Annotated in this window: 16 protein-coding genes; 4 read left to right on the top strand and 12 right to left on the bottom strand. The window is 56.7% G+C overall.

Annotated features, from left to right (window positions below; genetic code table 11):
- Nucleotides 1-129 precede the first annotated feature (129 nt).
- Together uxuA and ACXIZX_RS15550 are read left to right on the top strand one after the other, a co-directional pair.
- Nucleotides 130-1,194, top strand: a complete 1,065-nt coding sequence (gene uxuA, locus ACXIZX_RS15545) for a mannonate dehydratase (protein WP_479404492.1) — start codon at nucleotides 130-132, stop codon at nucleotides 1,192-1,194.
- 153 nt (nucleotides 1,195-1,347) lie between these two features.
- On the top strand, nucleotides 1,348-1,761 hold the full coding sequence (locus ACXIZX_RS15550; RefSeq protein WP_479404493.1) for an ester cyclase: 414 nt from the start codon (nucleotides 1,348-1,350) through the stop codon (nucleotides 1,759-1,761).
- Here the strand turns inward: ACXIZX_RS15550 and ACXIZX_RS15555 are convergent.
- The 12 genes from ACXIZX_RS15555 to ACXIZX_RS15610 form a co-directional block, all read right to left on the bottom strand.
- Nucleotides 1,744-2,166 (bottom strand): MarR family winged helix-turn-helix transcriptional regulator, encoded by a 423-nt coding sequence (locus ACXIZX_RS15555; RefSeq protein ID WP_179452167.1) that lies wholly within the window; start codon nucleotides 2,164-2,166, stop codon nucleotides 1,744-1,746. The genes ACXIZX_RS15550 and ACXIZX_RS15555 overlap by 18 nt on opposite strands.
- 118 nt (nucleotides 2,167-2,284) lie before the next feature.
- On the bottom strand, nucleotides 2,285-3,547 hold the full coding sequence (fabF, locus tag ACXIZX_RS15560) for a beta-ketoacyl-ACP synthase II (RefSeq protein ID WP_479404494.1): 1,263 nt from the start codon (nucleotides 3,545-3,547) through the stop codon (nucleotides 2,285-2,287).
- A gap of 36 nt (nucleotides 3,548-3,583) precedes the next feature.
- The gene (locus ACXIZX_RS15565; protein WP_479404495.1) at nucleotides 3,584-4,126 is read right to left on the bottom strand and encodes a winged helix-turn-helix transcriptional regulator; all 543 of its coding nucleotides are present in this window, start codon (nucleotides 4,124-4,126) and stop codon (nucleotides 3,584-3,586) included.
- 127 nt (nucleotides 4,127-4,253) lie between these two features.
- Nucleotides 4,254-4,946, bottom strand: a complete 693-nt coding sequence (locus ACXIZX_RS15570; protein ID WP_479404496.1) for an amino acid ABC transporter permease — start codon at nucleotides 4,944-4,946, stop codon at nucleotides 4,254-4,256.
- Nucleotides 4,947-4,961: 15 nt separating this feature from the next.
- Nucleotides 4,962-5,648, bottom strand: coding sequence for an amino acid ABC transporter permease (locus tag ACXIZX_RS15575; protein WP_218889374.1), 687 nt, complete (start codon nucleotides 5,646-5,648; stop codon nucleotides 4,962-4,964).
- Between the two features lie 99 nt (nucleotides 5,649-5,747).
- A complete protein-coding gene (locus ACXIZX_RS15580; RefSeq protein ID WP_154155229.1) occupies nucleotides 5,748-6,563 on the bottom strand; it encodes a transporter substrate-binding domain-containing protein in 816 nt (271 codons plus the stop codon).
- A gap of 20 nt (nucleotides 6,564-6,583) precedes the next feature.
- Nucleotides 6,584-7,321, bottom strand: a complete 738-nt coding sequence (locus tag ACXIZX_RS15585; RefSeq protein ID WP_008107154.1) for an amino acid ABC transporter ATP-binding protein — start codon at nucleotides 7,319-7,321, stop codon at nucleotides 6,584-6,586.
- Between the two features lie 10 nt (nucleotides 7,322-7,331).
- Nucleotides 7,332-7,898: a peroxidase-related enzyme gene (locus ACXIZX_RS15590; RefSeq protein ID WP_008107152.1), complete on the bottom strand. Its 567-nt coding sequence runs from the start codon at nucleotides 7,896-7,898 to the stop codon at nucleotides 7,332-7,334.
- On the bottom strand, nucleotides 7,895-8,377 hold the full coding sequence (locus tag ACXIZX_RS15595; protein WP_479404497.1) for a CMD domain-containing protein: 483 nt from the start codon (nucleotides 8,375-8,377) through the stop codon (nucleotides 7,895-7,897). Before ACXIZX_RS15595 ends, ACXIZX_RS15590 begins: the two co-directional genes overlap by 4 nt.
- The gene (locus tag ACXIZX_RS15600) at nucleotides 8,374-9,828 is read right to left on the bottom strand and encodes an NAD(P)-binding domain-containing protein (protein WP_479404498.1); all 1,455 of its coding nucleotides are present in this window, start codon (nucleotides 9,826-9,828) and stop codon (nucleotides 8,374-8,376) included. Before ACXIZX_RS15600 ends, ACXIZX_RS15595 begins: the two co-directional genes overlap by 4 nt.
- A gap of 297 nt (nucleotides 9,829-10,125) precedes the next feature.
- Nucleotides 10,126-11,085 carry a LysR family transcriptional regulator gene (locus tag ACXIZX_RS15605; RefSeq protein ID WP_479404499.1) on the bottom strand — a complete coding sequence of 320 codons (960 nt, stop codon included), beginning with the start codon at nucleotides 11,083-11,085 and terminating at the stop codon, nucleotides 10,126-10,128.
- A 100-nt stretch (nucleotides 11,086-11,185) separates the two neighbouring features.
- A complete protein-coding gene (locus ACXIZX_RS15610; RefSeq protein ID WP_479404500.1) occupies nucleotides 11,186-12,094 on the bottom strand; it encodes a LysR family transcriptional regulator in 909 nt (302 codons plus the stop codon).
- Between the two features lie 130 nt (nucleotides 12,095-12,224).
- Between ACXIZX_RS15610 and ACXIZX_RS15615 the strand changes: the two genes are divergently transcribed.
- Nucleotides 12,225-13,535 (top strand): MFS transporter, encoded by a 1,311-nt coding sequence (locus ACXIZX_RS15615; protein ID WP_179452158.1) that lies wholly within the window; start codon nucleotides 12,225-12,227, stop codon nucleotides 13,533-13,535.
- A 14-nt stretch (nucleotides 13,536-13,549) separates the two neighbouring features.
- Complete coding sequence (locus ACXIZX_RS15620; RefSeq protein WP_179452157.1) at nucleotides 13,550-14,638, top strand: tartrate dehydrogenase; 1,089 nt, start codon at nucleotides 13,550-13,552, stop codon at nucleotides 14,636-14,638.
- The last annotated feature ends 59 nt before the right edge of the window (nucleotides 14,639-14,697 follow it).

The raw sequence follows: 14,697 nt of genomic DNA on the forward strand, positions 1-14,697 counted from the left end.
TTCTCTTAATGCGGATAAATTGTGTTCTGTGACGCGGATCAAGGCTTATTGAACGCGCCACGCTGTCATGATGTTTACTAGAATGGTAGTTTATCAGTTATCACAGACACGATAACGGTGGATGACATTATGCAACTGACAATGCGTTGGTTTGGTCCGAAAGAAGATAAAGTTTCGCTGGAATTTATTCGTCAGGTGCCGGGCGTGCGCGGCGTAGTGGGCGCGCTGTATGACGTGCCGGTGGGCGAAACCTGGCCGAAAGAGAAGATTAACGCGCTGGTTGAGCAGGTGCATGCCGCCGGGCTCACCGTGGAAGTGATCGAAAGCGTCAACATTCACGACGACATCAAAATCGGTCTGCCGAGCCGCGACCAATATATCGAAAATTATAAGCAGAGCATCCGCAACCTGGCCGAGGTTGGCGTGAAGGTGATTTGCTACAACTTCATGCCGGTATTCGACTGGATGAAGACCGACATGAACTACGTGCTGCCAGACGGCTCGCTCACCATGGCGTTCGAGAAGAAAGGCATCGATAAGAGCCTCGACGAGGTGGTACAGGAAGTGCTGGGCAACTCCAACGGTTTCGCCCTGCCGGGCTGGGAACCGGAACGTCTGGCAAAAGTGCAGGATCTGTTTGCTCAATACAAAGATGTGGATGACGCGAAACTGCGCGAAAACCTCTCTTACTTCCTGAAAGCGGTGATCCCGGTATGTGAAGAAGTGGGCGTGAAGATGGCGATCCACCCGGACGATCCACCGTATTCGATCTTCGGCCTGCCGCGCGTGGTGAAGAACCGCGACGATCTCGACTGGATCTGTAACGTGGTCGATTCTGAGGCCAACGGCATCACGCTGTGTACCGGATCGATTGCCGAAGATCCGAGTAATGATGTGTACGCTATTCTGGCTGAATTCTCGCGCCGCAAACGCATTCCGTTTGCCCATGTGCGTAACATCAAGATTATTCAGGATAAAGATTTCTACGAGTGCGCGCACCCAACGGAATACGGTTCGCTGGATATGTATAAAGTGCTGCAGTCGATGCATGACAACGGCTTCGATGGCTACATCCGTTCGGATCACGGCCGCTTTATCTGGGGCGAAACCGGCCGTCCGGGCTACGGCTTGTACGACCGCGCGCTGGGCACCACCTATCTGCTGGGATTGTGGGAAGCGCTGGGCAAGCGCTGAGTTTTACGCGGTGCGCACATTTGCGCCATCGTAGGGTCGCCATTCATGGCGACCTTCCCAACCAAACACACCGCACAAGCTATCAAACTCCCCCTTCCAACTTGCCGTTAAATATATACAGTTAAACTGTATATATTTAACGGAGACTTCCCCATGTCAGAACTAAACAAAGCCGTTGTACGTCGCTTCAATCAGCAGGTGATTGCCGAAGGCGACCGCCAGGCTTTCGATCAACTCGTTGCCGAAAACTTCATTAACCGCTCAGCGCCAGCGGGCGCACCCAGCGATCGCGAAAGTCTCTGGCACACTTTCGATCAGATCCTGCGCCCCGCTTTCTCCGATCTACAGGTGCATATAGAAGCTCAAATCGCCGAGCGCGATTGGGTCACCACGCGCAAAACGATAACCGGCGTTCACAACGGATCGCTGATGGGCATCGCACCCACCGGTTTACCTGTAACCATTGCGGTGATTGATATGGTGCGAATTGAACAGGGAAAATACGCGGAGCATTGGGGCATGAACACGCTGGCGGCGGTGATGGCGCAGCTACAGCAGTTTGCGTAACGCAGCCAGCCCTTTTTGCAGATCGTCGCGATCCTGCTGCCCGAGCGTTGCATCGATGCGCGCCGCAATCCACGCTGCGCGCTGTTCACGTGCGTCGGCCAGCGCAGCGCGTGCCTGATCGCTCAACACGATCACCTGCGCCCGCGCGTCATGCGCGCTTTTTTGCCGCAGCACCAAACCTTGCGCCTCCAACTCGTTGATCACTAAACGCATGCTTTGATGCTTCACGCCGCGCAGACGCGCGAGATCGGCGATAGAGAGCGCGTCATGGCTATCGAGCAGATCCAGGGTTTCATATTGCGAGGTGCGCACGGTCGCGGTGCTGACGCGGACGTTGCGTACGAAGTGACTAATCAGCTGACGGAGCTCTTCCGCCAGCTGCTGGGTTGCAATTTCAGTGCTCAAAGGGGGCCATTCCTGCGCGCTATCGTTGCCGTATTATAGGAAGGTGCGCATGAATGCGCACCCTACGAAAACCTGTCCAAACGACCGTTTTACGCTTAACTGACGTGCATCAGAAAACCTATTGCCAGGCTTTAAACAACAAACTGGCATTCACACCGCCAAAGCCAAAACCGTTGGAGAGCGCATAGGTCATCGCCGTTGGCTGCGGTTTTAGCGCCACCAGATTCATCCCGGCTGCCGCTTCATCCGGATGCTGCAGATTCAGCGTCGGCGGAGCAACCTGATCGCGCAGCGCCAGAATCGAGAAGATCGCTTCTACGCCACCCGCTGCACCAAGCAGATGTCCGGTGGCCGATTTGGTGGAGGTGATCGCCACCTCGCTGCCAGAGAACAGCGAACTAATTGCTGCCAGTTCGCCCTTGTCGCCGACCGGCGTCGACGTGGCATGCGCATTAATATGATGCACCTCGCTCGCGGTAATGCCCGCCTGCGCCAGCGCGGTTTCCATCGCCCGACGCGCGCCTTCGCCATTTTCCGGACCGGCGGTGAGATGGTAAGCATCGGCGCTGGTGCCGTAACCTACCAGCTCCGCCAGCGGTATTGCGCCGCGCGCCTCTGCATGTTCCAGCGATTCAATCACCAGCAATCCCGCGCCCTCGCCCATCACAAAACCGTCGCGGTCACGATCAAACGGACGTGAAGCCTGATCAGGACGATCGTTAAAACCGCCTGACATCGCCTTCGCTGCGGCAAATCCGGCCAGGCTCACGCGATGGATCGCCGCTTCGGTGCCCCCGCACAGCGCAATATCCGCTTCGCCGCTGCGAATCATTCGTGCCGCATCGCCAATCGCCTGCGCACCCGCCGCACAAGCCGTTACCGGCGCGCCAATCGGCCCACGAAAACCGTGCGCAATCGAAACGTGTCCGGCCGCCAGATTGGCGAGAAAAGAAGGAATGGTAAACGGCGACAAACGACGCGGCCCACGCTCGGCGGTGGTTTCAACCGCGTTGGCGATCTCATTAAAACCGCCGATGCCGGTGGCGATCACCGTGGCGGTGCGCTGCTGCTGCGCGCTATCTTGCGGGAACCAGTTAGCCTGCGTCAGCGCTTCATGCGCCGCCACCAGCGCGAACTCGATAAAGCGATCCATCTTCTTGCGATCTTTGGCGGCAATAATGCCGTCGGGATTGAAACCATGCTGTGGATCCTGCTCCAGCGTCGGCACCTGTCCCGCCACTTTACAGGCGATATCCTGCACCATCTCCGGCGGTAAGGCGCTGATGCCCGATTTTCCCGCCAGCAGCGACTGCCATACCGCTTCAGTGCCGCAGCCCAGCGGCGATACCAACCCCATGCCGGTAATGACAATTCGTTTCATCTTTAACTCCTTAATCTGCAGGTGCTGAGTTGCACTTCAGCGTGATGAGTGCAGCGCCGGCGGCGCGAATTTCTGGGTGTTATCTCCGGCGCGCTTTTTCTGCAGATAATCATGGCGATAGTGCATCATCGGCTCCGCTGCCGGGCCGGGCACCATCTGATATTTATCCAGCGTCAGCGGCTGACCGTTTTCGCTATCGACCATCTGCATCTTCACCGGGCGCTGCGTGGCGGTTTCCACCAGCTGCATTTGACGACCTTCCGGCGAGAAATGGGTGCTGCCCCATTCGGTCAGCGCCAGAATCACACCGCGAAAATCGCGGCCAACAGCCGTCAGGTGATATTCGAAGCGTGCCGGGCTGGTGCTGTAACACACCTTCTCCAGCAAGCCATCGTCCACCAGCTCTTTCAGCCGCCGCGACAAGATGTTGGGCGCCACGCCGCTGCTTTTCTGGAACTCATCGAAGCGGGTAAAACCGGCCAGCGCATCGCGCATGATCAGTATGCTCCAGCCATCGCCAATGCGCCCAAGGCTGCGTGCAATGGGACAAGGCATGTTGTAGAGCGGTTGGTTTTTCAAGGTGGGTTATCCGACATCGGTGTGATGGCGGATACTGTTGCAGAGTCACTTTCATTTTGCAAGTAACTTGCAGAATGAAAGTTTGTAATGCAGTTTATGTAGGGTCGCCATTTATGGCGACCTGGGTTTACGTCCGCACCCGCAACCTCGCCTCGATTTTGTCGGCGATCTTGGTCACCACATACGCAATCACCATGTAAAACACCACCGCCACCAGGAAGGCTTCGAGATAGTAGAAATTCAGCGCCGCCGCCAGCTGCGCCTGGGCAAAGATATCCACCACTTCGATGGCAAACGCCAGCGACAGCGCTTTCATGATCACCATAAAGGCGTTGGCCAGATCGGGAATCGCCGCCACGATAATCTGCGGGAACATCACGCGACGGAACAACTGGCCGCCACTGTAGCCGAGCGACAGCGCCGCATCCGATTGTCCGCTATCAAACGAGTTAAGCGCGCCCTTCCACACTTCCGCCTGAAACGCCGCGACGCAGGCGCTCAGGGCGACGATGATGATCACCCAGTTCGGCAGCGAGTGTGCATTCACTTTCACGCCAAACAGCGTGGCGACGAAGTCCAGCGCCGGTGGCAAACCGTAATAGGCGAGGAAAATCACCACCACCATCGGCACACCTTTAAAGGCAATCTTGTACGCGATCACCAACTGGCGCAGCACTGGAATGCGGCGATGTTCAATAAAGGCAAACAGCCCGCCGAGCAGCGTTGAGCAGATAAACACCGTCACCGCCATCAGCAACGTCACCGGCACCGCATCGAGAATGCTCCAGAAGTCCGGCAGCAAAACCTCAAGATCAAACATGGTTTCTCTCCCTCATCAGACGCTGGTGAATTTGACGCGTGCAGCGGTTTTCGAGCTGTACTTCGCGTGACGTTGTTCGAAGAAACGGATAATCAACCAAGCCACGCCGCACAGCAGCGAATAGAGCACTGCCAGCACCAGATAAGTGCCGAACTGATATTGGTTGTAGTCGCGTTCCATGATCAGATGCGCAGTCGCCATCACATCCGCCGCACCGATGTACATCACCAGCGCCACGTTATGAATCAGATAGATAATCGCATTGCCGTAACCTGGTAGCGCATAGTGCACCGCTTGCGGACCAACAATGCGCAGCATTTTCTGGCGGAAGCTGTAACCCATGCTGTCGGCGGCGTCGTGCTGGCCGCTCTCCACGGCGAGAAACGCCGGGCGCATCACTTCCGACAGATAACCGCCGTGATACAGGCTCAGGCCAATCATCGCCGCGATATTGGCGGTGACAAAATCGCTGAAGCCAAACTGCTCGGCCACCAGCGGCAAGCCATAAAAGGCGACAAACAGCTGCAGCACCACCGGCACGCTGCGCGCGTATGAGACGTACAAATCTACACACTGGCTGATGACCGGGATGCGGCGCACGCGGAATACGGTGGCGATTAGCGCCAGGAAGAACCCGACGATCATCGCGACAAACATTATGCCAAGCGTCAACGGCAGCGCCGAGAGCAGCTCGGGAATCATCGAAGTCAGATTCACGGTGAAACACTCCTGCTAAAAAAGAGTCGGTGAATGCGTTGTAGGGGCGGCCCTTCCAACGCATCATCGAGCACAGTGAATCGCTTACTTCATATACTTAGAAACGTCTTCGCCAAACCACTTCTGCGCCAGCTTATCCAGCGTGCCGTCGGCTTTCAGCTGTTGCAGCGTTTTGTTGATGTCGTCGTTCAGCGCCTGGTTCTCGGCAGAGCGGTGAATCAGCACGTAGGTGTTATTGATGGCAACCGGCTCGCTGGCTTTGATCGCCAGTTTCTGGTTGTCGATCACCGTTTGCTCGCCGAGGTTTGAAGGCAGGATCAGCGCATCATATTTGCCACGCTGCACCTCTTTCAGGCGATCCGGATAAGGCACACCCGCGCTCGAGGCTTTGATCTCAACCTTGTCGTTGGGATTTTCCTGCTGCCACTGCGTCACGAATTTGTACACGCCGCCACCTGCGGTGACCGGCACGATATTCTTGCCGACCAGATCTTTCATGCTATTGATGGTGCTATCGCTGCGGCTGTAAATCTTCATCAGGCTGGCACCGATTGGCGCATCCGGGATCAGGAACTGTTTGCTGCGCGTTGGCGCTTTGTAATAGCCGCCGGTTGCCATGTCATATTTGCCAGTGGCGAGGCCGGTTTCCTGGGCGATATCCGCCGCACCTTCCATCACGAATTTGTACTGCGGCAGCTTGGCGTTGATGGCTTTCAGCACGTCCGGCTCGTAGCCCTGCGGCTCGTGACCAATCGCGCCCCACGACAGCGGTTTAGATTCCGCTGCGGTGGCAATTTTGATGGTGCGCACCGCATCCGCGAAGCTGTTACCGCTGATCAGTGCCAGAGCGATGATGCCAGGCGCGGCCAGGCGACGTAATGTGGTTTTGATTGCAGGCATGTCGTTGATTCCTTTAATTATTAGAATACGCGTTCTGAATTGAGGAACTGAGCAAGTCGCGGCAGGGTTGGATTTTCGAACATCTCAGTCGGGCTGCCCTGCGCGGCCACCACGCCCTGATCCATAAAGACGATGCGGTTCGAGATACTTTTGGCAAACTGCATTTCGTGCGTCACCAGCAGCGAGGTAATGCCGGAGGACGCCACATCTTTAATCACTTTCAGCACCTCGCCCACCAGCTCCGGATCGAGCGATGAGGTTGGTTCATCAAACAGCATCACATCAGGGCGCACCGCCAGCGCGCGGGCGATGCCGGTACGCTGCAGCTGGCCACCGGAAAGCTGCGACGGATAGTGATCGAGCTTGGCGCCCAATCCGACGCGCTCCAGCTCCTGCACGGCGATGTCGCGCGCTTGCTGTTTGCTTTTGCGTTGAATGACGATCAGCGGATCCATCACGTTTTCCAGCACCGTCATGTTTTTGAACACGTTGAACTGCTGGAATACCATCGCGGTACGCAGGCGGATCGCCTGGATCGCCGCTTTATCCGGTGACTGATAATCCATGCGGATCTGATCGAGCTGAATGGTGCCCGACGCCGGTTTGGCCAGATAGTTAATGCAGCGCAGCAGCGTAGTTTTACCGGTGCCGCTTGGCCCGATGATCGACACCACATCGCCGCGTTTCACCGACAGATCAACACCTTTCAGGATCGGCGTGCTGCCGTAAGAGAGCTTAATATCGTTGAGTTCTAACATGCAGCAGCCCTTATTTGTTCAGGTCAGCATGGCCAAGCACATGCATCAGACGGTTGGCCCAGCCAAAAATGGCGATGGCGTGGATCAGATCGATAATCTCCTGATCGTTCATGCCGACCGCGCGCAGTGCCGCCATATCCTCGGCGCTGGCTTCGGACGGCGTCACCGACAGGCGACGGGCAAAACGGTAGATCGCCGCATCACGCTCGCCGAGCACATCCGCACGATCAAAGTAGATGGCGCTCACCACCGCATCACTCTCCGCCAGCTGCGCATGGCGACGCGCATGTACCACCGCGCAATATTTGCAGCCGTTGACGATAGACGCACCCAGCGCACCGAGTTCACGATCCGCACGATCCAGCCCGCCATCGACATACATAATGGCGTTGAACAGCACGGTACGCGCTACGTAGCTGTCGGGATCGTGCGCTAACGTGCGCACATATTCGGAAATCTTCTTGTTGGATGGCGTCACTTTCATCGCATCGAGCTGCGCGGGCGTGGCGTCTTCTACTTCCACCGGCGCGATATACGGGTGCCAATGCAGTGGCTTGAGATTAACCGACGGAATCATGCAGACCTCAACAAACGTAATCCGGCCGCGACGCGCATCTGGAAGTTAACAAAAGCGATCAGCTCGGAGAGCGCCACAATCTGCGGATTGCTCAAGCCAGCCTGTTCCAGCAAGCGAATGTGCTGCTCGGTGGCGTTCATTGGCTGCTGGGTAACGAGATCGGCGTGGCGCGCAATCGTCGCCAGCGGTTCTGGCAGATCGTTTGCGCCTGCCGCCAGCGCCAGCAGCGCCTCGGACGGCTGCAACGCCGCCAGCTGCGTCTGATAATCCTGTTGCAGCTCGGCATCGTGGTTCAGCTGCGCCATACGCTGCGCCAGCGCCAAACGCACATCCGGCGCTAAGCCCTGATCGTCGTTTGGTGCCAGCACCGAGATGCGGCACTGTTCCGCGCCGTCAACAAATTCCGGGCGCAGGCGGCGCGTGCCGTACAGCGCATCTTCGGCGTTTAAGCCGACTGCGCGATCAATTGCGTCACTCACTGCGCATTCTCCTGGTTGAGTAAGGGCGTGGAATCCACCCATTCGTCGCCCTGCAATTCAGGGGTATCAAAAGCCTGTAAGTTGGCGTAATGCTGCTCGACGTCTTCGGCAAACAGCGAAGCGGTGATACCGCGCACCAGACGATCGGCACCGGCGCTTACCGCCGGAATATCGCCGGAGACTTTGCCGTGCGTCAGCATCGCGGCATCGTTGAAGCAGTGAATGTGCGCCAATAGCGGACATGCGCCTGGCGTCAGTTCGCGGAATTCAAAAGCGGGGCCGAGATCCGGCGCTTCCAGCAAACCGGGACGCGGCGCGCCCATTTCTGGCTGATAGCATCCGTCGTGCCAGCTGCGGATATGCGGTGCGATGGCGGCAAACTCCGGGCGACCGTGGAAATCGTTGCTAAAACCGGTAGCAGCAATCAGGAAGTCATAGCAGAACGGGCCTTGCGTAGTTTCGATTAGCAGGCCATCGGCTTCTTCTTTCACCGCATTGATGCCGCAATCAAGCAAGAAGCGCGCATTGGCATGGCGCGACACGCGCAGCGTTGAGGAGCGCGGCGGCGGCGTTTGTGTGGTGGCGGTGTAATCGACAAACTTCCACTTCCACGCGTCCGGCAACTGATGCATGCCGTGCACCACGCCCTGGCTGCCGATGCCGGTCATTTTGTTGATGCGCGGCATCTGCTTACGACGAATCAGCAAATCTACCGCGCCCGCGCCGTGTTCCAGCGCGGTGGCGGCGTTATCCATCGAGGATGCGCCCGCGCCAATCACCGCAATGCGTTTGCCTTTTAGGGAAGAGAAATCAATGTCGTCGGCGGAGTGCGCCCAGAACTGGCGGCTAATACCTTGCAGGAAATCCGGCACGGCGAAACCGCCAAGGCCAGAACGTCCGGTGGCCAGCACTAAACGGCGGGTGTAAATGCGGCCGGTTTCGGCACCGCTGAGATCGAGGGCAATCAGATCATCGGCAAAGGCAATGTTGTTGATGCGCACATTGTTGCGCACCGGCAGATTCAGCACCTTGCGATACCAAATCAGGTAATCCATCCATTGCGCTTTGGGAATTTTATCCAGCTCTTGCCAGGCTTCTTTGCCCCACTGCGCGGTGAACCACGCGCGGAACGTCAGTTGCGCCATGCCGAGCGCCGGGCCGTGCAGTGATTTCGGTGAACGCAGCGTTTCCATGCGCGCAAAGGTCACCCACGGACCTTCCAGCCCGGCGGGTGCGGCGTCATACGCCACTACATTGCTGATGCCGGTGAACTGCAATTTCGCCAGCGCCGCCAGCCCGCACATGCCCGCGCCGATTACCACCACGTCACGCACCGGCGCGCCGTCCTGCGTGCGCTCGGGCACCCAGGATTTCGCGGGCAGTTCAAGATATTCCAGATCCTGCTGAAGCTGAGCTTCCAGCGCGGCAAGGCCATCGGCGGCATAAGTCATACACGTTTTCCCAGAAATAAGCGGCAGCCAGAGTGCGGACGAAACCACTAAAGCGCGTTAGTGACTATGCATTTCCATTATCCTGATAACACATAGTTAATGGTTAATAATCACTAAAACACATAGTAAGAGCTAAGGCTTCGCATAATCCTCTTGCCCTAAAACAGAGTCAATAATCTCGCTCAGCTTTTGACCAATGGATTTCTTATATCTTATGCCGGAAATGTTATAAGCAGGTTTGACGTTCGAACGTAGGGTCGCCATTCATGGCGACCTTGCTAATCACCGCACAACACTTTATTCCTGATTAATCAGCCGCATAATACGCGGATGTTCACTGGCGGGCAGACGCTCAAAACCCGGCAACAGAGTGGCGGCAGCATCCGCCAGGGCCTCAATCAAGGCCTGCGCAGCCGTTGAAATTTGCCGTCCCTGCGGCGTAATCACGCCAAAGTAGTAAGGAATATCCTCCTCCAGTGGACGAATCGCCACACCGGCCAGCGGCATGCCCCACGCTGTGACAGGTTCGAGGATCGCCACGCCAAGCCCGGCGCGCACGCAGCCAAGAATATTGGCGGAGGAGTTGGTTTCGATGGTTTCGTGCAGCGGCGTTTTGACCTTTTTCAACGCTTTTTCGTAGCGTCCGCGCAGCCGCTGCGGGCTCCACGGCGCAATCAACCGCCGTCCCGCCAGGCTGCTCAACGACAGTTGAGATTGCGCAGCCAGTTCATCGTTCTCCGGCAACGCCACCACGCACTGCGACTGCCCAATCCAGTGCAGCTCCACCGCGTGATGCTCGAGCGGCAAGCTGCATAAGCCGAGATCGGCTTCGGCAGTGATCACCGCATGCGCCGTCTGCACTGCGGATTCGCTGATGATCTGCACTTTGTTCTGCAAATTGAGCGCGGCCAGCGCCTGCGGCAGCAAACCCGCCGCCAGTGCAGGCGTGGCGGCAATGCTCAACGGGCGATGTTGCTGATGGGCGATCTCCTGCGCACGCAGGCGAATCTGCTGCAGTGAGAGCAGCGCTTTCTGCACGTATTGATGCAGCTGCAGCGCCTCTTCCGAGGGATGAATACGTGGCCCGTTGCGGATAAACAGCGGATAACCCAGCGATTGTTCCAGCTCCTGAATCAAACGCGACACCGCCGGCTGCGAGCGATTGAGCGCCTTCGCCGCCGCGGTGACGCTTCCGGCAGAGATCACCGCCGAGAAGGCTTCCAGCTGCCGCAAATCCAGGTCGTTTAAAATGGTCATCGCGCGATTTTTCCCTAACTCATTGATCGTTCCCGACATTGGCGCGGGAAATATTCCATCATAGAGAGAGTAGTGGGAATTAGCCACCGGCTGGATGAGGCTATAATTTCGCCGTCAGCTCACGCTGATGCTCATGCAGCAAACCCAGCATATCCAATAGAAAACTATCTTCGTTGCCCTTCTGCCAGGCAATACTCAGCGGCAAACCTTTAATCTCTTCAGGCAATTCCAGCGCGATATAACTGACGCTGTCGCTGTTCATGGTGCGATACGAAGCGGGCACCACCGCTAATCCCAGTCCGGCAGAAACCAGGCTCAGAATGGTTTGCTTCTCTTCGGCGAACTGGGCGATATGCGGCGTGAATCCTGCCAGTTTGAACAGGCTCATGGTGAGATCGTGACTGTGCGGGCGTGTGCGACGGTCGGGAATGATCATCGCTTCATGCTGAAAATCGGCCACTGCCACTCGTGCGCGCTGCGCCAGCGCATGCTGGATTGGCACCGCCAGCACGCAGCTTTCGCGGGTAATAAAGCGCACTGCTAATGTCGCATCAATACTTTGCGGCTCGCGAATAAAAATCATATCCAGCCAGCCCGACTTTAATTTCGGAATTAAATTAATCGTTTTGTCTTCAATAATATGAATATCGCTGTGAGGATGCAGCGGAACAAATAAATTAAGTAACGCCGGAACTAATCCACGCGCGGCACTATCAATTGCACCAATACGTAATGTGCGACGTTCATCTTTTAATCCCACTTTAAAACGTTTAGCCAGCGCATCAAATTGATCGATTAATTTGCTGGCATCGTCAAAAAAGAGTGCGCCTTCGGCGGTTAATGAAACATTACGCGTCGATCGATTTAACAGACGCACGCCAAGGTCCTCTTCCAGTAAACGAATGAAGCGAGAAAGTGACGCAGGCATCATTTCCATCTTTTGTGCTGCGCGGCCAAAATGCAGTTCTTTACCCACCGCAACAAAGCAACGCAATTGATTTATATCCACATTCCCCTCACCCGTTGATTATGCAAATAGTTTATATAATCCACATCTGATGATAAGCCAAAACAAAACTGCATACTGAACTCGATTACAAAAAAATAACACCACCCTACACAATCTGGAGCACTTTAATATGAACTCTCACCTCGAAAAAAGGGTGATGCGTAAAGTGACGTTACGCATTGTGCCCTTCATCATGCTGCTCTACTTCATCGCTTTTCTCGATCGCGTCAATATTGGTTTTGCTGCATTAACCATGAATCAGGATTTAGGTTTCTCGCCCACGGTATTTGGCTTTGGTGCCGGAATCTTTTTCCTCGGTTATTTTCTGTTTGAAGTACCGTCGAATTTAATTCTGCATAAAGTCGGCGCCCGCATCTGGATTGCGCGCGTCATGATCACCTGGGGATTGGTTTCCGGCTGCATGGCTTTTGTGCAGGGCACCACCAGCTTTTACGTGCTGCGCTTTCTGCTGGGCGTGGCGGAAGCCGGATTCTTCCCCGGCATCATCCTCTATCTCAGCTACTGGTTCCCGGCGGCGAAACGGGCGCAGGTCACCGCCATCTTTATGGCTGCCGCGCCGCTTTCCACCGCGCTGGGATCGCCAATTTCTGCTGCGTTACTGGAGATGCACGGCCTACTGGGCTACGCCGGTTGGCAATGGATGTTTGTGCTGGAGGCGATTCCGGCGCTGCTGTTCGGCATCGTGGTGCTGTTTTACCTCACCGACCGCCCGGCAAAAGCCAAATGGCTAACCGATGAGGAGCGTACGTGGCTGGAAACCACCATGCAGGCCGAAGAGCAGGCGCGCGCCGTCAAAAATAGCCACAGCAGCGCATGGCGCGGACTGATGGATAAACGGGTGTTAGCGCTGGCGCTGGTTTACTTCGGTACGTCAGCGGGTTTGTACACGCTCGGCATCTGGTCGCCGCAGATCATCCGCAGCTTCGGCGCATCCTCGATGGAGATCGGCTTCCTTAATGCCTTCCCGGCGGTGATCGGCGTGATCGGCATGATCCTGTGGGCGCGCCACTCCGACCGCACCAAAGAGCGCAGCTGGCATGTGATTGGTGCCTGTTTGCTGGCGGCGGCTGGCCTGATTTATGCCGGTAACGTCAGCACGCTGTTCACCGTGATCATCGCCCTGACGCTGGTCACCGTCGGCATCAGCGCCTCAAAACCGCCGCTGTGGAGCATGCCGACCTTATTCCTGAGCGGCCCGGCGGCGGCGGCGGGCATCGCCACCATCAATTCCATCGGCAACCTTGGCGGCTTTGTCGGCCCGATGATGATTGGCGTAATCCGCCAGCAAACCGGCAGCTATACGTGGGGCCTCTATTTCGTGGCGGGACTGCTGGCGCTGTCGGCCATTGTGGTTCTGCTGCTCGCCGCCAGCGGTAACCGAGCGCAAACGGCGAAAATCCCTCATCCTCATACTCATTGATCTGGAGAAACAACATGCGTAACTATTCGATTGCCGCAATCCCTGCGGATGGTATTGGCCCGGAAGTGATCTCTGCTGGCGTGGAAGTGCTGCACGCGTTGACGCGTCACGATCCTCAGCTCAAGTTCAACGTGCAGACTTTTGACTGGGGCTCGGATTACTACAAGCAACACGGCGTGATGATGCCGGAAGATGGCCTGCAAACTCTGAAGAAGTTTGATGCGATTTATTTTGGCGCGGTCGGTGCGCCCGACGTGCCGGATCACATCACGCTGTGGGGTTTGCGTTTGCCAATTTGTCAGGGCTTTGACCAGTACGCCAACGTGCGTCCCACCAAAATTCTGCCGGGCGTCACCTCACCGCTGCGCAATCGTGGCCCCGGCGATCTCGACTGGGTGATTGTGCGGGAAAACTCAGAAGGCGAATATTCCGGTAACGGCGGCCGCGCGCATCGTGGTTTGCCGGAAGAAGTTGGCACCGAAGTGGCGATCTTCACCCGCGTTGGCGTGACGCGCATTATGCGTTATGCCTTCAAACTGGCGCAGTCGCGTCCGCGCAAGCTGCTGACGGTGGTGACCAAATCCAACGCCCAGCGTCACGGCATGGTGATGTGGGATGAGATTGCCGCCGAAGTGGCGCAGGAGTTTCCGGACGTGCAGTGGGACAAAATGCTGGTCGATGCGATGACGCATCGCATGACGCTGCATCCGCAGAGCCTCGACACCATTGTTGCCACCAATCTGCACGCCGATATTCTGTCGGATCTGGCCGGTGCGCTGGCGGGCAGTTTAGGCGTTGCGCCTACCGCTAATATCGATCCTGAACGTCGCTTCCCGTCGATGTTTGAACCGATTCACGGCTCGGCTTTTGATATCACCGGCAAAGGCATCGCCAATCCGATCGCCACGTTCTGGACGGCGGTACAGATGCTGGAGCATCTCGGCGAGCGCGACGCAGCGGCGCTGATTATGCAAGGGATCGAATATGTCTGCGCGCAGGGCATTCTGACACCGGATGTTGGCGGCACGGCGAATACCGCAGAGGTGACGAAAGCGGTGGTGGCGTTTATTGAGGCCAAAGCTAACGTGGCTGAAGCCGTCTGATTTAATCGGGTGAGCATTGTTGTGGTCGCCATGAATGGCGACCCCACGACGGCATCAAC

It is taken from the genome of Candidatus Pantoea symbiotica, assembly GCF_056491525.1.